Source organism: Rothia sp. HSID18069, from assembly GCF_003989155.1.
GTDB classification, from domain to species: Bacteria; Actinomycetota; Actinomycetes; order Actinomycetales; family Micrococcaceae; genus Rothia; species Rothia aeria.
This window is the reverse complement of record NZ_RBMG01000001.1, coordinates 1,316,758-1,336,395: the sequence shown is the minus strand read 5'-3', so window position 1 is coordinate 1,336,395 and position 19,638 is coordinate 1,316,758. Positions and strand designations below refer to the sequence as shown.

Genomic DNA, 19,638 nt, shown 5'->3' with positions numbered 1-19,638 from the left:
AAATACTGACAGGATATTAGGAAAACTGATGGCATACGGAAAGAATAATTCCCGCCCCGGACATACGGGCGGTTCCAAGGGCGCGGGCCCGCAAGGCGGTGGCCGCAAGGCTAAGGGGGGCGCCCCCAAAAACTCGAAGTATGGCGCCTCACAGGCTGGCGCTTCCAGGGGCAAAGGCAAGGGGAAAGGTAAGTACTCTGAGCTACCTAAGCGTGAACGCCGGGCACCGGGCCGCCCGTACCGTTCGGGGGAGGCGTTTGCGCATGAGCGCGGCGAGTACCGGGCCAACAAATGGGCGGGGCCGCATCGCCCACGACGTCCGCGTGCTGCGCCGGTGGATCATTTCGATTTTTATGACGAGAACGGTGTGCGTCTGCAGAAGCTAATGGCCCAGGCCGGGGTGGCATCACGCCGTGTGTGTGAGCAGATGATCACCGAAGGGCGGGTCACTGTTAATGGTGAGGCCGTGACCGAGCTAGGGGTGCGTGTGAACCCTGCGGATGTTGTGGTTCAGGTGGATGGTATGACCGTGCAGACGAACGATAAGCTCGTGTACATGGCATTTAATAAGCCTGCCGGGGTTGTTTCAACAATGGAAGACCCCGATGGCCGCCCCTGCATTAAAGATTTTTTGCGGTCTTCAATGACGGAGCGGGTGTTCCATGTGGGTCGTTTGGATGTTGAGACTGAGGGGCTGCTGCTGCTGACGAATGATGGTGAGCTGGCGAATCGGCTGACGCACCCCTCCTACGAGGTGCCTAAAACATACCTGGTGCAGGTGCGTGGCCCGGTTGAGTCGGGCGTGGGTGCGCAGCTGAAAAAGGGTGTGCGTCTTGAGGATGGCGTGTCTCGTGTTGATTCGTTTAAGCTGGTGGATTCGGCCCCGGGGCATGTGCTGATTGAGGTGAGTATCCATTCGGGGAAGAACCGTATTGTGCGCCGCCTGTTTGAGGCTGTGGGGTACCCGGTGGAGAAGCTGGTGCGTGTTGAGATGGGCCCGGTACGTATTGGGTCGCAGAAGCAGGGTACGGTGCGTAACCTGTCGAAGGTTGAGATCGGGCATCTACTGGCAAGCGTGGACATGTAATGGGTTCTCAGGATATTTCCCCGGTGCTTACCGGCCCGGTGCTGGTGATCGGCACGGGCTTGTTGGGGGCATCTATCGGGTTGGGCTTGCGTGCCGCAGGAGTGCCGGTGTACTTGCAGGATATTTCGCCTACCGTGGAGGCGGTCGCTGAGGATATTGGTGCGGGTACCCGTTGGTCCTCTCTTGGGGAAGCTAAACGTGCCTCATGCGCGCCGCAGCTGGTGCTGGTGGCGGCCCCGCCGGACGTGGCTGGTGACCTGTGCGTGCAGGCACTCAATACATATGCGCCGCACGGGGATTACCCGGGGGCCACCGTCACTGATATTGCTTCGGTGAAGTCTTTGCCGCTGCGGCAGGTGCTTGAGTCGGGGGCTGATGCTTCACGTTATGTGGGGTCGCACCCGATGGCGGGGCGGGAGAAGTCCGGTCCGGTTGCTGCACGCGGAGAGCTGTTTCAGGCCCGACCCTGGATTATTTGTGAGCATGAGGCTGCCCGCGCTGAGTGCGTGAAACTGGTGCGGGCTTTAGCGGTTGAGCTGGGGGCTATTGTGACCGCCTTGAGTGCGTCTGAGCATGATGAGACGGTGGCGCTCATCTCGCATGTGCCGCAGGCGGTGAGTTCTTTACTTGCCACCCGCCTGCAGCACACACCGTTATATGCGCTGTCGCTGGCGGGGCAGGGCCTGCGTGATACGGTGCGTATCGCGGGGAGTGACCCGCGCCTGTGGGTGCAGATTTTCGCGGCGAATGCGGAGCCTATGGTGCGTACACTCTATGGTATACGTCAGGATCTGGACCGTCTGATTGCTACACTTGAGAACCCTACCGCCCCCGGCGCTCGCCTGGATTTGGCGCAGCTAATGAGTGAGGGGAACGCGGGGGTGGCTCGCATCCCCGGTAAACATGGTACGGTGCCGACCGCATTTGCCACGCTCACGGTGTTGGTGGATGATACCCCTGGGTCTTTGGCGCGGCTGCTGGCCGATATTGGTGAGCTGGGTGTGAATGTGGAAGATCTGCGTCTGGAACATTCAACCGGGGCAGATGTAGGCATGGCCGAGTTGTCGGTGAGCCCCGCTAAACATGATGAGCTGGTGACCGGACTGACCGAGCGGGGCTGGAAGGTCGTCACCTAGTGGGTGGGGTGTCCCAATGTTTGCGGGGAGGAATAAACGCTCCAATCCCGTATGCTAAAAGCAGGTAAGTACCTGCGCATCACCATATGAAAGCGAATAAGCATGCATGAGAAACCTAAGTTAACGATTGCTATTGATGGCCCTTCCGGGTCTGGAAAGTCTTCAGTCTCAAAAGAGGTGGCGCGTCATTTTGGGCTGGCGTATCTTGACACCGGCGCCATGTACCGTGCGGCAACCTGGTATGTGCTGGAGCGGGGGATTGACCTGGCTGACGCTGAGGCTATCTCCCAGGCGGTGGTTGAGATGCCGTTGGTGTTTGGCACCAATATTAAGGAAGAAGAGATCCTGATTGGCTCTACCGATGTGCGTGAGCAGATCCGCTCTGAGCGGGTTTCGGCGGCGGTCTCAGCTGTGGCGTCCGTCCCGGCGGTACGTGAGCACCTGATCGGGTTACAGAGATGGGCCATTGGGCACGCCGTGAACGGTATTGTCGTCGAGGGGCGTGATATTACCACTGTGGTGGCCCCGGACGCGGACGCGCGTATCTTGCTGACTGCTTCAGAAGAGGTGCGTATGGCCCGCCGCGGCCTGGAAAATACTGAGAAGTCGGGCTCTGCGGGCGATTTGACGCAGCAGATCTCTGAGCGTGACGCCAAAGACTCGAAGGTTAATAATTTTATGCAGGCCGCAGCTGGTGTTGAGCTGATTGATAGCTCCGAACTGGACTTTAACGCCACCGTTTCGGCTGTGATTAATGCGGTCAACGCGCAGGTGAAAGCAAAACGCGGGGGATAACCCACGCAGCAGTACGTAATGTGCGAACCGCCCGACTCTCAGGTTCCTTAGTGGGATGTTTATTGGGAGGTGGTTCGGGTGTTTGCAGTGTAGAAAGGGGACGCGCATGGCTGAGAACGATGCTATCCGCGATGACTACGAAGACAAATATTTAGGCGGCGGTGAGGATGATGTCACCGAGCGTCTAGCTGATATTGACGATGAAACCGCTGAGGCGCGTGCGCAGGCTCTTCTGGAGGGGCTTGAGGATTATGATCTTGATGAGGAAGATCGTGCGCTCTTGGGCGCCTGGGGTTTTGAGCTTGATGAGGAAGAAGAGCAGCTTGCTGACCCGGTGGTAGCGATCGTGGGGCGCCCCAATGTGGGGAAGTCCACGATTATTAACCGTATTTTGGGTCGGCGTGAGGCCGTGGTGGAGGATAAGCCGGGGGTGACCCGCGACCGTGTCTCCTATAAAGCTGAATGGTTGGATAAACGTTTCACCCTTGTTGATACTGGCGGCTGGGAATCTGATGCACGCGGTATTGACGCCCAGGTGGCGGATCAGGCGGAAATCGCAGTTGAGCAGGCCGACGTTGTTATTCTTGTGGTGGATGCGCGCGTGGGTATTACCGCCTCGGATGAGCAGATTGTGCGCATGCTCCGGCGCGTGAAGAAACCCATTATCCTAATGGCCAATAAGATTGATGACGCTCACCTGGAACCGGAGATTTATAACCTGTGGTCGCTGGGCATGGGGCAGCCTTTCCCGGTTTCGGGTTTGCACGGTCGTGGCCTTGCAGATGCCCTTGACGAACTTCTAGAGGTCATGCCCGAGCACTCCCAGTATGCACAGCCGGATGCGCCAGGTGGGCCGCGCCGTGTGGCGCTGATTGGTCGCCCCAACGTGGGTAAATCCTCGCTGCTGAATAAGCTAGCGGGCTCTGAACGTGCAGTTGTGAATGACCTTGCGGGTACTACGCGTGACCCTATTGATGAGGTTATTGAGCTGGGCGGCTACCCGTGGCGGTTTATTGATACGGCGGGTATTCGCCGCCGCCAGCATATGGCGAAGGGGGCAGAGTTTTATTCTTCGCTTCGCACTCAGACAGCCCTGGAACGCTCCGAGGTCGCGGTTGTGCTTCTGGACGTGTCTGAGCCGCTGAGTGAGCAGGACGTGCGTATTATTCAGACCGCTATCGATTCCGGTCGTGCAATGGTGCTGGCTTTCAACAAGTGGGACACCCTTGATGAGGAACGCCGCGAGATGCTCGAACGTGAAATTGACCGCGACCTGGCGCACGTGAAGTGGGCTCCGCGCGTGAATATTTCGGCGAAAACCGGTTGGCATAAAGATAAACTGGTGCCCGCCTTGGAGCGCTCGCTGGAGTCCTGGGATTCGCGTATCCCAACGGGGCGGCTGAACGCTTTCTTAGGGGAGCTGGCTGCGGCGCATCCTCATCCTTTGCGTGGCGGTAAGCAGCCGCGTATTCTTTTCGGCACGCAGGTGTCGTCGCGCCCGCCGAAGTTTGTGCTTTTCACAACCGGGTTCTTAGACCCGGGGTATCGGCGTTTTATTACGCGCCGCCTGCGTGAAACTTTCGAGTTCACGGGCACGCCGATCGAAATTTCGATGCGCGTGCGTGAACGCCGCTCCTTGGGGGAACGTCAGGGCGGTAAGACGAAGAAGAAGGGGAAGAGCACCCGCAAACGGTAGTCCCCTGCCCCGTGGTGTACTGGGTGCCTTGTGGTGGTCTTGAAGAAGCCGCTGCGAGGCGCCCGTGCTGGCATGGTGACCCCTTATGTGAGCAGCTGAGAACGGTAGCGCAAAAATTTCTGTTCCTTAGTCTGTGCCAAGTTGCACGGGGTAAAAACCTGGGGTATAGTTTATCGAGTGTTCAGGGGAGGGTTCCCCGGAATCATCGGGTTGTGGCGCAGCTTGGTAGCGCACTTGACTGGGGGTCAAGGGGTCGCAGGTTCAAATCCTGTCAACCCGACGCAGAAAACGCTCTAATCGGTAGAACTATCGGTTGGGGCGTTTTGTTGTATCTGGTATTGTGCATCATAAGTTACTGGTTTTGGCGGTTGAAACAATGTACGTGACCGCAGGCTAGCTATGACCGGAAGGCAGCGACTTTAGCAGCCTCACGTGAGCGGATGCCGCTTATGCCTTCATCGTTGTCTCGCCAGCGGCACCGCGTAATGGTGAGTTAGCTGCCGCCGCTGGTAATAACAGCATCGCGGCCAATCCACTCAGCATCGCGGGCGGCACGGTACATAAAATGGCCCACATCGGCGCGGCTCACCTTTAGTACCGCGGATTTCATGGAAATATTCTCTCCCACCCGGTAAGTGTCAGTGGCTGGGCCGTTTGTTAGAGCGGTAGGGTACACGATGGTGTAGTCCAGGTCGCTGGCGCGGAGCAGCTTTTCTGCCTCAGCCTTATTCTCATAAATATTGCGCAGTATTGTCTTATACACCGCTTTCTGGCTGAAGGTGGCCGAATCGTAGGTGTGCGCAACACCGAAAGACGATAACCACACCAGGCGGTGAACACCGGTGGCAGATGCCGCCTGCAGAATCGCCAAGATGGCGTCCGTAAAAAGGTTCTCCGCCCGCAGGGCTTTACCACGGCCTAGAGTGGAGATGATGACGTCCTGCCCGTCCATAGCTTTCGTTAGATCCTCAGCTGAGGTGGCATCACCGCGAACAACCTTCACTTGCTGCCCGAACTGTTCCAACGTTTCGGGGTGCCGGGCTAAGGCGGTGACGGTATCCCCATGCTCCAGGGCTTGCTGAAGCACTTGTTGTCCGGTGGGGCCGCTGGCTCCAAGTAAAAGGATATTCATAATTATTCCTCCCAGGCGGTATAGGCGCGCTCTGACAACATCTGCGAGTTTACTTAACAATGGTAGTAAAGTTCATGTAGAAGATAAATGTTTTAGGCGCACGGAATCTGCCCCCAAGTAATAGCCCTAAAGGCCGTTGAGCTGTCTGGGTATCCAACGTGTTGAGGCGGGTAGTGGAATAATAGTGCGGAGCGTAGTGAAATCTTCAGGTTGTGATGCAACTATGATGTTTCAGTCTTTAGGTGGGGATATTTGCGAACAAGTTGTTATGAAGTGGTACATTCATAAGTGGGACGGGGAACACATAAGCCACCGTAACCATCTGGCAGGCAGGTTTAGCGTTTTCTCCGTTTGAAAACACATCAATATGCTGCCGCCAACCCCACAGAAACGCAATACTACCGGTAAGGCGCTCGCTGAGGGAACGACGGCACAGCCCGCATAGAACCATTGCGGGCGCACTGCCGGAAGGACACACCCTCATGTGGCAACAGGTATACGACCCGTTACATTCCACCGTGCTATCAGCCCTCGTTGCGGCCATACCCATTATTTTCTTCCTCCTTGGGCTTACCGTTCTCAAAATGAGCGGCATTAAAGCGGCTATAGTTTCTCTCGCTCTCGCTCTAGGCATCGGAATCCTCGTCTTCGGGCTGCCAGCAGGTGCCGGGGCGGGTTCGATCCTTTACGGTTTCTTGGCTGGCATGTGGCCTATTGGGTGGATTGTGCTCATGGCTGTGTGGCTGTACCGCATTAGCGTGCGCGCCGGGAACTTCGACATCGTCCGTTCCTCCATCTCAGCTATCTCAACAGACCAGCGCATCCAGATGCTGCTGATTGCGTTTTGCTTTGGTGGGTTCTTGGAAGGGGCCGCCGGGTTCGGTATTCCTATCGCCATCTGCGCCGCGCTGCTGGTAAGCCTGGGGTTCAACCCGCTCAAAGCCTCCATGCTGGCGTTGGTTGCAAACGTTTCCTCCGGGGCGTACGGGGCCATCGGTATTCCTGTCAGCACCGGTGCTGAGAAAGGCAGTATTCCCCTTGCTGAACTATCGGCAGATATGATCCCTGTGCTGCAGATTTTTGCGCTTCTTACCCCTGTGCTCCTTGTGGTAATCCAAGACGGGCTGCGCGGTTTACGCGAAACAGGTCTGGTAGCGCTCATTGTCGGCGCCGTGTACTCCGGCGGACAGTCGCTACTGCTACAGGTGCTGGGCAACCCCGAACTGGTCGATGTGATCCCGCCGCTGCTGGCGCTTGTGGCACTTGCGTTAATGATGCGTGTGTGGCAGCCCAAAAATACTTACCGTGAACCTACCGCTCCCACACTCGAAGAGGTACAAGAACAGGGGGCAGTTAAGCACACCGCCGGGGAGATCCTAAACGCCTGGAGCCCGTTCGTATACCTCTCCGTCGTTATTCTCTTGTGGTCCACCGTCCTCAAGCCGGTATTTGTTAAAGCCACCAAACCGGGGGAGAGCGACGGGCTGCTAGGATTCACCAATATCCCTATTAATATTCCCGGCGTGCACAAGGCAATAGCGCAGGCAGCCCCTATCGTTCATGAACCCACCCCAGTGAAGGCTGTGTTTACCTGGAACATTTTGGGGGCATCCGGCACCGCGATTCTGGTGGCCGTCGTTATTACCGTGCTGTTCTCCAAGATTAGTTGGAAGGCTGCGTTCGAAGAACTCGGCGGCACCTGGAAACAGCTGCAAACCCCCATCATTATGATTTGCCTGGTCATGTCCTTAGCGAATGTGATGAACTACGCCGGAATGATCTCTTCCATCGCGCTGGCGGTGGCGGCCGCAGGTGCCGTGTTCCCGCTCCTATCACCCATTATTGGCTGGATTGGTGTGTTCGTGACCGGCTCCGTGGTGAACAACAACATCCTCTTCGCCGGTCTGCAATCAACCACCGCACACCAGATCGGTGTGAACCCCACTCTGTTGGTGGCTGCCAACACCTCTGGTGGTGTGATGGCAAAAATTGTTTCACCCCAGTCAATTGCTATCGCTGCGGCCGCAGTGAACAGCGCCGGGCAGGAATCGAAGATTACCTCCATGTCCATTAAATACAGTGCAGGGCTGCTGATCGTTCTGTGCGTGTGGGTGTACCTACTCTCACTGGTGATGACGCACTAATCACCTCGGGCGGCTTCAACTCACATGCCACCATAGCAGCCACTACAACTGGCGGGTTCCGCAACGGAAATAACCGAGCGGAACCCGCCTGTTTCATGCGTCTACACCGCAAGTCAGTGCCGCCTCATATGAGTCACTCCCGCACTCATGGTACTTTTGAAAAGAAAAGGTTGTGTGTACCCTTATTAGTCTCACATGTCCACGTCTCACTACAGCAATGGGTACAGAGCGGGAATAACACCGGTACACACCACTGTTATATACACACAAATACAGATAAAACGCACGATGCCGCCCACACACCTGCCAAACCAGTAGCAGGAACCGTGGCGGCATCACATCGTGAAATACCGAGCGGGAGCACACACAGCACCGCCGGGAAGGACTAAAAACTTATGTGGCAACAGGTCTATGACCCACTCCACTCGACTGTGCTTTCGGCACTGGTCGCGGCGGCGCCCATCATCCTTTTCCTACTGAGCCTTACCGTTTTCAAACTCACCGGCATTAAATCCGCGCTCCTCTCGTTGGCGGCTGCGTTGGGTATTGGGATCTTCGTGTTTGGCCTACCTGCCAGCGCCGGGGCGGGTTCGATCCTTTACGGTTTCTTAGCTGGCATGTGGCCTATTGGGTGGATTGTGCTCATGGCCGTGTGGCTGTACCGCATTAGCGTGCGCGCCGGGAATTTCGATATTGTGCGCTCATCGGTCTCGGCAATATCCACCGACCAGCGCATCCAGATGCTGCTAATAGCGTTCTGCTTTGGCGGGTTCTTGGAAGGGGCTGCTGGGTTTGGTATCCCCATTGCTATTGCGGCGGCGCTACTGGTGAACCTGGGGTTCAACCCGCTCAAAGCCTCCATGTTCGCACTTATCGCTAACGCCGCCTCAGGGGCTTATGGGGCTATCGGTATCCCGGTCACTACTGCCGCCAACTACGGAAACATTGATCTAGCAGGTCTATCCATAGATATTGTTCCGGTACTGCAGATTTTCTCAATGCTTATCCCCGTGCTCATGGTCGCCATTCAAGACGGGGTGCGTGGTGTGCGTGAAGTTGGGCCTGTTGCCTTGCTTATTGGTGCAGTGTTCTCTGGTGGGCAGTCAGCGATTCTATTCTTCCTCGGCAGCCCCGAGCTGGTGGATATTATTCCGCCGCTGTTGGCGCTTGTGGTGCTTGCACTAATAATGCGTGTGTGGCAGCCCAAAAATATTTACCGTGAGCCTACCGCTCCCACCCTCGAAGAGGTACAAGAGCAGGGGGCAGTTAAACATACCGCCGGGGAGATCCTGAACGCCTGGAGTCCCTTCGTGTACTTATCGGTCGCCATCCTGCTGTGGTCTACCGCCCTCAAACCGGTATTTGCTAAAGCTGTTAAACCGGGGGAGAGCGACGGGCTATTGGGGTTCTCCACCATCCTGTTTAATATCCCCGGCGTGCATGGGGCAATTGAGCAGGCTGCCCCTATCGTCACTAGACCCACCCCTGTGAAGGCTGTGTTTACCTGGAATATTTTGGGGGCCTCCGGTACCGCGATTCTGGTGGCGGTGCTGGTGACCGTGCTGTTCTCCAAGATCAGTTGGAAGGCCGCGTTTGAGGAGCTTAGCGGCACCTGGAAACAGTTATGGCTTCCTATCCTCATGATCTGCTTGGTCATGTCCCTAGCGAATGTGATGAACTACGCCGGGATGATTTCCTCTATCGCACTTGCGGCCTCAGCTGCGGGCGCGTTCTTCCCGCTTATTTCGCCAGTAATCGGCTGGATTGGTGTGTTCGTGACCGGATCAGTAACAAACAATAACGTGCTGTTCGCCGGTTTGCAGTCTGCGACCGCGCATCAGATTAATGTGAATCCCACTCTGCTGGTAGCCTCGAACACTGCGGGCGGTGTGATGGGTAAGATCGTTTCACCTCAATCGATTGCTATTGCTGCGGCTGCTGTGAATAGTGCCGGGCAGGAATCGAAGATTACCTCCATGTCTATTAAATACAGTGCTATTCTGCTGGTTTTGGTATGCGTGTGGGTGTACCTACTCTCACTGGTGATGGCCCGCTAAAGAGCTCCTTGCTCTTCGTGCAATACCCGTTGTCCGGCTCATCGGTACAGCGAGAAACCGAGCAGGCACGTGGTGAGGCGAAGTATGTGCGTTATAAGTTACGGGCATGTATCTTCACTGGTCTGAGGGAGTAAAATTGTTCCTGTTTACCGATTGACACTACAGCAAGGAGAAGAACTTTATGCCAGCTATGCTGACCGTAGTCACTGTGTTCGCGTTTGTGGCAATTGCCATTCACGTGTATATCTGGATTCTTGAATCGTTTCTGTGGACCAAGCCGAAAGGCCGTGAAGTGTTCAACATGAGTGAGGAATTTGCGGAGTCTACAAAAGATATGGCGGCAAACCAGGGGCTGTATAACCTGATGCTGGCTTGGGTTGCTGCCACCGGCTTGCTCGCTTTCTGGTTTGGTGGGCTCCCGCAGGTGGGTATCGCCCTCATGTTTGCTGGTTTGGGGTCGATGGCTGTAGCTGGTATTTACCTGTTTCTCACCTCAAAAGATAAGCGTAAGCCCGCGCTCATCCAATTTACCCCGCCGCTGCTGGCGCTGATTTTCCTGCTGGTGGTGATCTAGCCTCAGAGGTTTTTAATAGGATGCGCCCGCACCCGCGTATTGTAATGCGCCGGTGCGGGTGCATCTTACTGTTTACGTCATTCTATTGTGTGGTGTTTTCTGAGAAAAGTGTGAGGCGCCCAGCAGGGAGAGGCAACATAACCCTAAAATGAGAGGGGTTAAAGTGCCTCGGGGGAGGGCAGGAGCCTGCCGTTTTCGTCGAAAAGCCCCATGACGCCCCTGCGATGAGAATCCAGCAGGTGCGCATCCACCATACCGATAGCGCACATGAGCGCGTAACAGCTGGTGGGCCCTAAAAATTTTCCGCCCAGTTTCTTAAAAGCCTTCGCCATAGCAGCGGACACGTCGTCCTGGGCGGGGACCTCGCTGAGTTCACGCGGGGTAATGGTGCGTTCGGGGAGGAAAGACCAAATGAAGGCTGGCAGCCCGGGCTCAACCCACTGACCATTTGGCAGATAAAAGCCAGCCAGCGAGGTGTCCCCAGCAGCCGCACGGTCACGCAGTTCGATGGTTAATAGCGCGTTAGAAATAGTAGCCTGTATTTTCAGGTGGTTGCGGATAATGCGCTCATCCTGCAACAGCCGTTCCACATCGTCGTTAGTGAACTTTACCAGAGCGTCCGGGACAAAATTTGCGAACAGTTCACGGAATGCCGGGCGCTTCACAAGAACCGTGTACCACGAGAGACCCGACTGGAAGCCTTCAAGGCAGACCCGTTCAAGCATTCCGCGTTCATCGGTAACGGGCACACCCCACTCGGTATCGTAGTAGTCACGTTCCAGATCGTTACGAACCCACGCGGGGTAATTCTCACGGGGCGCTTGATCCCCGGTGCCTATAGCCATGACTCTCCCCATCATCGAAAGTATCTATTGGAACAGCGCGTAGTTCTCAAATATACCAATCTTTATCGGAAAAATATGGTGGAAAATTGGTGGGCATAACACTAAAACAACCGCCCGCTACGTATATCTTTAGGCTCTTCACGATCCAATAACCAACGTTTACGGTCAAGGCCGCCAGCGTATCCGGTGAGCTTCCCACCCGCACCGAGCACCCGGTGGCAAGGAATAATGATCGCGATTTTATTATGACCAACTGCCTGCCCAACAGCCTGGGCGGGCGCACCAGGGCCAACCATCCGCGAGATTTCACCGTAGGTAACCGTGTACCCGTACGGAACTGTTTTGAGATAGTCCCACACAGCCAGCTGAAAATCGGTGCCGTCGGGATCCAGCGGTACCTCAAAATCTGTGCGCCGACCCCTAAAATATTCGTCAAGTTCCCGCTCCGTTTGAGCGAGGATACGCGCCGGGGCCACATAGATGTGTTCGCCACGGCGTTCGGCATCGGCCCCTATTACCTGGGCCACCTCGTCGGCCTCAACGACTAGACCAGCGGGGTCGGTGATACGTTCGCCCAGCTCATGGGGGAGCGGAAAATGGGCTTGCTCTTCATACCAAATGCCGGTCAGGGCGTTATCACTGGCCGCCACATACAGACGTCCCACTGGGCTGTTGATAATACTATGCCAACGCGGCGGGTACTGCCCCTGAAAGGCCCTCGGTTTGACGCTCATGGTCGCTCCCTGATCGTGAGGTTACTGCGAACCCGCCTATAACAGGGGTGGGCGCTATGGCGTGCCCGCATCATAATTAACCATCATATCGGTTAGCAGAAGATCTGGTTGAGGCGAGATTGTATAACCGATAGCGGGGATTCATAAAGGGCAAACAGGTGATAAAACTTGTGGACTGTGTAGCGTTTCTTACCGTTATGTTTCCTGCGGTTAACGTGTCGGTATTCTCAATCAAGCGATACCTTGAACGTATCGACCCTGCCCCGCGACAGGCAAAACCTGGGAGTATGATTTGAAAGTCTTCAGGGGCCAACTGGCAGAGTTCAGAGGGTGAGGTATGCGGCTAGAATATTGTCTAATCACAGACGAACGCCGGACGGCATCACCACGCCCGCGCGCGGTAAATTTCAGCAAGGACGCCCTATGACTACAAATATGAATACTCAACAACCCGACGACGAATTACGACACTGGCGTTCCTCAGTGCAGGACTACATCAGCCGCAATGATGACATTAACCTTTATATCGCTGCGCAGAACCTGAACCGACTAGCCCCCGCCGATCCGCTCGGGCTGTTCGGTCTTGCCAAGGCCCAGCGGCACAGAGGGGAGCTTGAGCCCGCCTACTTTAACATCACCCAGGCGCGCCAGCGCTCCGCAGAACCCGTTGAAGGGATGCTGTTGCTGGAGGCACAGCTCGCCCAGCAGCTCAACCAACATGCTGTCGCCGCAGACCGGTACGCTGAGCTCATTGCTCTTAATCCTCTTGAACCTGGTTACGTCACAGCCCGCGCCGACGCACTCAGGCTCAGCGGCCACACCGAAGAAGCCGATAAAGAACTCCGCAAAGGTCGCGATTTCTTTCAATACGACCAGGCCCTACACGACTCAGGAGTTGCAGCCGCCGTAGCAACCGCAGAAAAAGACGCTATTAATATTAACCAGAAACCCGCATACCTTACCGCCGAGACCGCGAAAAACGCCCTAGAAATACTGCGTAAACCCGAGCCGCTTGAAAGCGTCAGAACTGCCTCAGCCCACCTGCGGGAACGCTACGAGAACCTTCAAACCGCCGCAGAATATGCGCTCAAGAGGCACTTCGTTTGGCGCGAATGGTGGCAGATGATCATTATCGGCCTGTTCCTGCTCTTCCTCATTCCTTTCGAATATGGTGTGCTGCATGGGGCAGTGGCAGGTATCCTGGAAACCCCGACCTTTACAGAGATCTTCGGAACGGTATTTGCAGTACTCGTGCTGCTGGGTATCCCGCTACTGCTGGGGTTTATTTTCTTCTTCCCTAAAGGCTATAAGATTAGCCGCTCAAAAGCCCGTAAAACAGGGATTCTTTTGTCACGTTAAAGCCCTCACAATATGTACTCATAGCATGGGATAACGGGTAGGATGTCATCAGAAGAAGCCGCTTGTTCCTAGGGGCGCTGTAATGCCTAATTTTCTGGTACTGCATAATGTTCCCGCATGTCTATCTTAGTAAAGCAAGAGCCAGCCATATATACTGAAGCTAGTAGTGACCTGCAATAAGCATCTTATGTATATTTGAATATAGGATGATGCCTGAAAAGACCAGCCACCACTGAGAGGGAATACATGGGGATCGCTATAGGAATAGATCTGGGGACGACGAACTCTGCGATAGCTGTTGTACGGCCTGATGGAAGACCAGAGATCCTTAAGAACCGTGAGGGGGCTGCTACTACCCCCTCTGTTGTCCTCTTTCAAGACTTTGGAGGTGGCGATGAGCCGTTGGTGGGAGAACAAGCTAAAAGGCAGGCGGGCATAAATCCTACTGACGTTGTGCAGCATGTGAAACGTTATATGGGGGATGCTTCGTGGAGGTTCGATTCAGAATCTGGCGCTCAGTATAGCCCTGAAGAAGTGTCTGCAATCGTTCTCAAACGGCTCAAAGAAGACGCTGAACTAGCCCTTGGGGCAAGCGTTACTGACGCCGTCATTACAGTTCCAGCATATTTTGACGACTCACGCCGCATTGCCACAAAACACGCCGGTCAGATCGCTGGGTTGAATGTTTTACGGGTGCTGAACGAGCCAACAGCTGCGGCACTATCGTACGGAGTTGAAAATAACTCTGGGGGGCATGTGCTTGTCTACGATTTAGGTGGCGGAACTTTCGACGTCACTATTTTGCGTATTGCCGGGGCAGAGTTTGAAGTGGTTGCTACAGATGGCGATCGTAACTTGGGCGGGTTTGATTTTGACAATGCCCTGATGAACTACCTAAATGATGAGTTGAAAAAACAGGGTGCTCCTGACAGCTTTGAAGATGTTTCATTAATGGTGCAGCTGCGTGAACAGGCAGAAGATGTGAAAAAATCTCTCTCCACAGTTCCGGCCACGAATGCATATGTAACCATTCACGGCAGGAGCTACCGAGTGCCTGTGAACCGTGGAATATTTGATGCGCAGATTGCTGGGTTATTGCGTCGTACGGAAGAAATTTTGGAGGACGTCCTGCAAGAGGCACAGCTTACTTGGGCGCATATTGACAAGGTTCTTCTGGTGGGCGGTTCCACCCGTATGCCTGCTGTGCGGCAGATGCTTGAAAAGGTAACGGGTAAAACCCCAGAGTTAGGGGTTAACCCTGATGAAGCTGTGGCTCTTGGTGCTGCTATACGGGCGGCTCTGGAGTCTGAGCCTGAGGAAGAAACCATTGGGTTTATCGGTGGGCGTACAGCAGTTGAAGGGTTGTTGGGTGGTCCGGTACGGGTGAAAGACGTAACCTCACAGGCATTGGGGGCAATATTATTTAAGTATAATACGGATGAGAAGATTAATAGAATTATTATTCCCCGTAATTCTGAAGTTCCAGCAAAGCATAATCGAGAAGTTTACACACGTTATGATTACCAAGAAAGTATTTTGGTTACAGTCACCCAGGGAGATGATGAAGATCCTGAATTTGTGACAATTGTGGGTAAAGGTGTTCTTGACATGCCAATAAAATATCCCAAGGGTGCACCGTTAGAATATATTTATAAGTACGATGTGGATCAGATTATCAATGTTGAAGTTATTGATGTAACTGCCAATATATCCCTGGGAACTTTTCAGATTGATCGTGTTGCTAACCTTACCCAGGAGCAGATAGAAAAAGCGAATTATAAGATTGGAAGTATGATGATTATGTAGGTTGATGTATATAAAAATATACTTTCTATTGTGTCATAGATATTTTTAGTTCGATCTAAAATAGTTATTACGCTTAGATATAAGCTGTTTATTATGAACTATGGTTCTGCCGCTGTGTGGATCCTATGTTCAGCTTATAGAGACGCTGCAACTAGCGGAAAAGGAGCATGTATGGGAATCGCAGTTGGAATTGACCTTGGCACCACGAACTCTGCGGTGTCAGTGGTACGTCCCACTGGTAAACCGGAAGTCTTGAAGAATAAAGAGGGTGATTCCATCACCCCATCGGTTGTTCTATTCCAATCATTTGGAGGGCCAGATGAGCCACTGGTGGGGGAGCAGGCTAAACGGCAAGCGGCGGCTTTCCCTGACGATATTGTGCAACACGTAAAACGGTATATGGGGGATCCGTCGTGGCGGTTTGACTCCTCATCTGGGGCACAGTATTCCGCTGAAGAAGTGTCGGCTATTATCCTCAAGAGGCTGAAAGAGGATGCCGAAATTGCGCTTGGTGAAGAAGTCACTGATGCTGTTATTACAGTTCCTGCGTATTTTGATGATGCCCGCCGAACCGCTACGAAACAGGCTGGTCAGATTGCCGGGTTAAATGTTTTGAGGGTTCTGAATGAGCCCACTGCGGCTGCGCTTTCCTACGGTATAGATGCGGATGCCAATGGTACGGTGTTGGTGTACGATCTAGGCGGCGGTACGTTTGACGTAACGATTCTAAAAATTGCTGGTACCGAATTTGAAGTGATCGCGACTGATGGTGATCGTAACCTAGGCGGATTCGACTTCGATAATGCCCTGATGAGCTACCTGAATGAGGAGCTGAAAAAACAGGGCGCACCGGATGCTCTGGAAGATGTTGCGCTCATGGCGTCTCTGCGCGAGAAGGCAGAATTTGCCAAGAAAGCACTATCCACTGTTCCTAAGACAAATGTACAGTTTTCAGCGAATGACCAGCACTACCGGGTGCCTTTGACTCGTGAAGAGTTTAATGAGGTTACTCAGTCGCTTATGGTACGCACCCAGGAATTGGTAACTGATGTCTTAGAGGCTTCTAAGCTCACGTGGGATGACATTGACAAGGTTCTTCTCGTTGGCGGTTCGACCCGTATGCCAGCGGTGCGTGAACTTGTTGAGCAGATGTCAGGGAAGAGTCCTGAACTGGATGTTAACCCGGATGAAGCAGTAGCTCTTGGTGCGGCCATTCAGGCCACTCTGGAAGGGGATATTGAAGTCAGCACTGAACAGGTGGGCTCTAAAGCCACTGTTGAAAGTTTCCTAGGCGGTCCTGTGCATATTAGCGATGTTACGTCGCAGGCACTGGGAGTGATTCTCATAGAGGCTGACGGGGTGACCGAGTTCAACCAGGTCATGATTGAACGTAACACGAAAGTACCCGCAAAGACCGAACTGAAGACAAAGACTGCTTATGATCGGCAGACCGCAGTGCACGTAAAAGTGACCCAAGGGGATGGGCGGGATCCGCAAAATGTCACTATTGTTGGTGAGGGCCAACTGGAAATCCCTGTTTACCCTAAAGGTTCTCCTTTGCGCGTGAGCTATGAGTATGATGTCGATCAGACTGTTGTTGTTGAAGTGTACGACCTGACTGCTAATAAATCACTGGGGACTATTAAGATCGAGCGTGTCGCAAACCTTGGAGAAGGTGAGCTCGGAGAAATGGAGCAGAAGATCGGCGGTATGCAGATTAACTAGATAGAATCTGCAAAACATTAGGTGCCCGAGGTTTATCTTGCAGGAGCAGATTTTAGCTAGCGGGAGCACCTCGGGCACACATTCTATAATACCTTGGTTGTATTTTAGGTAGCTGTAATAAAAATATGTTTTTATTTCGGATTGCCGCACTAAAGTAGCGGAGGAGAGATATGGATTTTAACGACTACTATGACATCCTTGAAATTGATGATTCGGCAGCGGAATCTGAGATTAAGGTAGCAATCCGTAAAACTCGTTCTCGTTACCGTAACCTAACGGGATCTCCTAATAAGGATCAAGCACGCAAAGCAGAACATATGATTGACGTGCTTGCTGAGGCAGAGAAGGTTCTCTACGATCCTGCTGCCCGAGCCGACTACGACCAGAAACTTGCTATTTATCGCACAAAGAAAATCCTAAACGATGATGAGAGGAAAGGGCCTTCCCCATCTGAAGAAGAAATTCGCCGTGAATATGAATTGCGGCTTGAGAAAGAGTGGCAGCGTCGGGAACGGAAACTCCGTGATGAATACAAGAAACATAAAGAAGAACGGCACGATGACTCCATAATAGAGGATGACATTAGTGACGACGAATTCCTAGACCGTTATGAAGAGCGTTTAGAACGGGCACGCCAAGAACGAGCTGCACGTGAGGAGCGTGAACGTCAGGAACGTTTGGAGCGCGAGAGACAAGCTCGTGCTGAGCGGGAACGCCTCCACAAACTTGCACAAGAGAAACGTGCCAAGGAAGAAGCTGCGCGCTGGGAGAAACAAGTTACCAGCTATTTAGAGGATCAAAATCGTGATTATAAAGCTCTTCACTACGCCGCTCAGCAACTTACCTCATATAACCCTCGCAGTGCTATAGGGTGGCAGGCTCTGGCAATGGCCCAGTATGACCGTGGGGAATTTCCAGCAGCTGCTACATCAATCCGGCAAGCAAAACAGCTTTCGTCAACGCCCAGTGATGACCTGCTTTCCCTAGAAGCACTAATAGCCGTTAAAAACGGAAACTATACCCAGGCGCTCGCGAATTATCGTCATCTTATTCAAGAGTATCCTGATAATCAAAAATATATTGCCCAGTATATTCAAGCCCTTACCGTCAGTGGAGATCCGCAGCATGCTGTTTCTGAAAGTGAGCAGGCTTTAGCTGTCCATCCTGATAGTTCAGAGATAAAGAAACAATATGCTGTATCTCTTATGAGGGAAGCGCAGAGCTATTCTATACCATATAATGGACTATTGTATGTTGCTTCACGGCAGCAGTTAAAAAACGCCCGTAAAGCTTTTGCAAAGGTACCCAAGCCTCATACGCTGCCTGAAGATATAAGGCCCATATATCATCAAGTGGCGGATCATATGAAGATTGCTACCAAGCGGCGGTGGACTGGAAATTTTCGGCTGATGTTCCTGTATTTTTTCTTTTTGGGTGGGGCAATGGTGTTTATGCCGCTGATGACACTTATGGCTTTAGTAGATTCGATATCAAAATTTTATAGTGATATTTATGGATTTCTGGCTGATATAATCATCGCATTTATTGGAATGGGCATCTCGGTACCTGTGTGGTGGTTATTCTTTTACTGCTTCTATCAGCCAATGTGGCGTCACAATCGACGATGGCTATCAAGTATAGGAGTTGCTGTGCCGAGGTAATTTGCGTATAGAGAGCTAGCAGCTCTCTATACCCGCCATTGACCTTTAGTATGTATCCGTAGAAATGTATTTATAGTTATAATTAAGGGAAATAATGTCAGAAAATATACCTGAAACCTTGTATACCTCCCAGCCTGCCCACCATGCTCGAGAGGAAGAACAAAATACTGAGGATAAAGCGGCAAACACCGATTATCCTCGCACTGCGGATGGCTCTACCGCAACCGCTCAGGCTATCCCCCAAGAGAACATCCACAGCCAGAGTGTGACTGTTTCAGCGTTCGTTACTCCAGGATTTGAAGAACGTGTGCTTGGAGAACTAGAAGAGTTACGTAACCGTTTTACTCATAAGATTGCTGAGGACCGTGCGAAGAATCAGCTGATTGTTTCGGTCCAACAGAGTTTACGTGAGCGTGATGAGACAGCTAAGGGAGAAGCATACCGCTCTATATTCAAGGAGATCCTCGTCGCCTTGGACCGGTTGATCTCTCAAGAACCCTCAGCAGCTCTTACAGAATCAGTGCGGGAAGAAATCCTTGACATTCTCGCGCTGCGTGGACTGGAACACATTGAGGCAAAAGGCCTCTACAACCCCGCAATTCATGAAGTTGCTGGTGTGGTACCTGCTGATGAGACGCATCCAGCGGGGAGTATCGTATCTGAGGTGAAGGAAGGTTTTATGCTTGCTGACCGAGTGCTCCGCCCTGCCTTGGTAACTGTGGCGCGTGCTGCTCAAGTTTCTAACGGCGTTCAACCTGAGACTACTTATACCGAACCTTCAGAGAACACCGTCGAAGCATCCGGAACATTGCAGCCACATAACCCAACAGTTGCTCCCCAGGCAGAGCCTAACGAAACGCATCTGTCATAACTTTCCCTGATATTGT

15 protein-coding genes and 1 tRNA gene are annotated in these 19,638 nt (G+C 53.2%); 13 read left to right on the top strand and 3 right to left on the bottom strand.

Going from position 1 to position 19,638, the window contains the following annotated elements:
• Nucleotides 1-28: 28 nt before the first annotated feature.
• The 5 genes from D8M41_RS05775 to D8M41_RS05755 all read left to right on the top strand — a co-directional run bounded on the left by D8M41_RS05775 (nt 29) and on the right by D8M41_RS05755 (nt 4,994).
• Complete coding sequence (locus D8M41_RS05775) at nt 29-1,087, top strand: pseudouridine synthase (RefSeq protein ID WP_037236444.1); 1,059 nt, start codon at nt 29-31, stop codon at nt 1,085-1,087.
• Nucleotides 1,087-2,223, top strand: coding sequence for a prephenate dehydrogenase (locus D8M41_RS05770; protein WP_126926545.1), 1,137 nt, complete (start codon nt 1,087-1,089; stop codon nt 2,221-2,223). Before D8M41_RS05775 ends, D8M41_RS05770 begins: the two co-directional genes overlap by 1 nt.
• 102 nt (nt 2,224-2,325) lie before the next feature.
• The gene (gene cmk / locus D8M41_RS05765) at nt 2,326-3,018 is read left to right on the top strand and encodes a (d)CMP kinase (protein ID WP_023133367.1); all 693 of its coding nucleotides are present in this window, start codon (nt 2,326-2,328) and stop codon (nt 3,016-3,018) included.
• 106 nt (nt 3,019-3,124) lie between these two features.
• Entirely contained in the window at nt 3,125-4,714 is a 1,590-nt protein-coding gene (gene der / locus D8M41_RS05760) for a ribosome biogenesis GTPase Der (RefSeq protein ID WP_006887861.1), read from the top strand.
• Nucleotides 4,715-4,920: 206 nt separating this feature from the next.
• Nucleotides 4,921-4,994: transfer RNA gene (locus D8M41_RS05755), tRNA-Pro, on the top strand.
• A gap of 213 nt (nt 4,995-5,207) precedes the next feature.
• Here D8M41_RS05755 and D8M41_RS05750 read toward each other — a convergent pair.
• Entirely contained in the window at nt 5,208-5,846 is a 639-nt protein-coding gene (locus tag D8M41_RS05750) for an NAD(P)-dependent oxidoreductase (protein ID WP_006887882.1), read from the bottom strand.
• Nucleotides 5,847-6,328: 482 nt separating this feature from the next.
• On the opposite strand from D8M41_RS05750, the gene D8M41_RS05745 reads away from it, so the two are divergent.
• The 3 genes from D8M41_RS05745 (at nt 6,329) to D8M41_RS05735 (ending at nt 10,621) form a co-directional block, all read left to right on the top strand.
• On the top strand, nt 6,329-7,990 hold the full coding sequence (locus tag D8M41_RS05745; protein WP_006887885.1) for an L-lactate permease: 1,662 nt from the start codon (nt 6,329-6,331) through the stop codon (nt 7,988-7,990).
• 395 nt (nt 7,991-8,385) lie between these two features.
• The gene (locus tag D8M41_RS05740; RefSeq protein ID WP_006887878.1) at nt 8,386-10,047 is read left to right on the top strand and encodes an L-lactate permease; all 1,662 of its coding nucleotides are present in this window, start codon (nt 8,386-8,388) and stop codon (nt 10,045-10,047) included.
• A gap of 181 nt (nt 10,048-10,228) precedes the next feature.
• Entirely contained in the window at nt 10,229-10,621 is a 393-nt protein-coding gene (locus D8M41_RS05735; RefSeq protein ID WP_006887864.1) for a DUF1304 domain-containing protein, read from the top strand.
• A 158-nt stretch (nt 10,622-10,779) separates the two neighbouring features.
• On the opposite strand, the gene D8M41_RS05730 is transcribed toward D8M41_RS05735, so the two are convergent.
• Together D8M41_RS05730 and D8M41_RS05725 are read right to left on the bottom strand one after the other, a co-directional pair.
• Nucleotides 10,780-11,466, bottom strand: a complete 687-nt coding sequence (locus D8M41_RS05730; protein WP_006887869.1) for a DNA-3-methyladenine glycosylase I — start codon at nt 11,464-11,466, stop codon at nt 10,780-10,782.
• 101 nt (nt 11,467-11,567) lie between these two features.
• On the bottom strand, nt 11,568-12,200 hold the full coding sequence (locus tag D8M41_RS05725) for a methylated-DNA--[protein]-cysteine S-methyltransferase (RefSeq protein WP_006887856.1): 633 nt from the start codon (nt 12,198-12,200) through the stop codon (nt 11,568-11,570).
• 423 nt (nt 12,201-12,623) lie between these two features.
• Here D8M41_RS05725 and D8M41_RS05720 point away from each other — a divergent pair, with 423 nt between their 5' ends.
• The 5 genes from D8M41_RS05720 to D8M41_RS05700 all read left to right on the top strand — a co-directional run bounded on the left by D8M41_RS05720 (nt 12,624) and on the right by D8M41_RS05700 (nt 19,622).
• Nucleotides 12,624-13,559, top strand: a complete 936-nt coding sequence (locus D8M41_RS05720; RefSeq protein WP_006887850.1) for a hypothetical protein — start codon at nt 12,624-12,626, stop codon at nt 13,557-13,559.
• 246 nt (nt 13,560-13,805) lie between these two features.
• Nucleotides 13,806-15,365 (top strand): Hsp70 family protein, encoded by a 1,560-nt coding sequence (locus D8M41_RS05715; protein ID WP_023133359.1) that lies wholly within the window; start codon nt 13,806-13,808, stop codon nt 15,363-15,365.
• A 171-nt stretch (nt 15,366-15,536) separates the two neighbouring features.
• Nucleotides 15,537-17,090, top strand: a complete 1,554-nt coding sequence (locus tag D8M41_RS05710; protein ID WP_006887863.1) for an Hsp70 family protein — start codon at nt 15,537-15,539, stop codon at nt 17,088-17,090.
• A 170-nt stretch (nt 17,091-17,260) separates the two neighbouring features.
• Complete coding sequence (locus tag D8M41_RS05705) at nt 17,261-18,751, top strand: DnaJ domain-containing protein (RefSeq protein ID WP_006887858.1); 1,491 nt, start codon at nt 17,261-17,263, stop codon at nt 18,749-18,751.
• Between the two features lie 94 nt (nt 18,752-18,845).
• Nucleotides 18,846-19,622 (top strand): nucleotide exchange factor GrpE, encoded by a 777-nt coding sequence (locus D8M41_RS05700; protein ID WP_006887866.1) that lies wholly within the window; start codon nt 18,846-18,848, stop codon nt 19,620-19,622.
• The last annotated feature ends 16 nt before the right edge of the window (nt 19,623-19,638 follow it).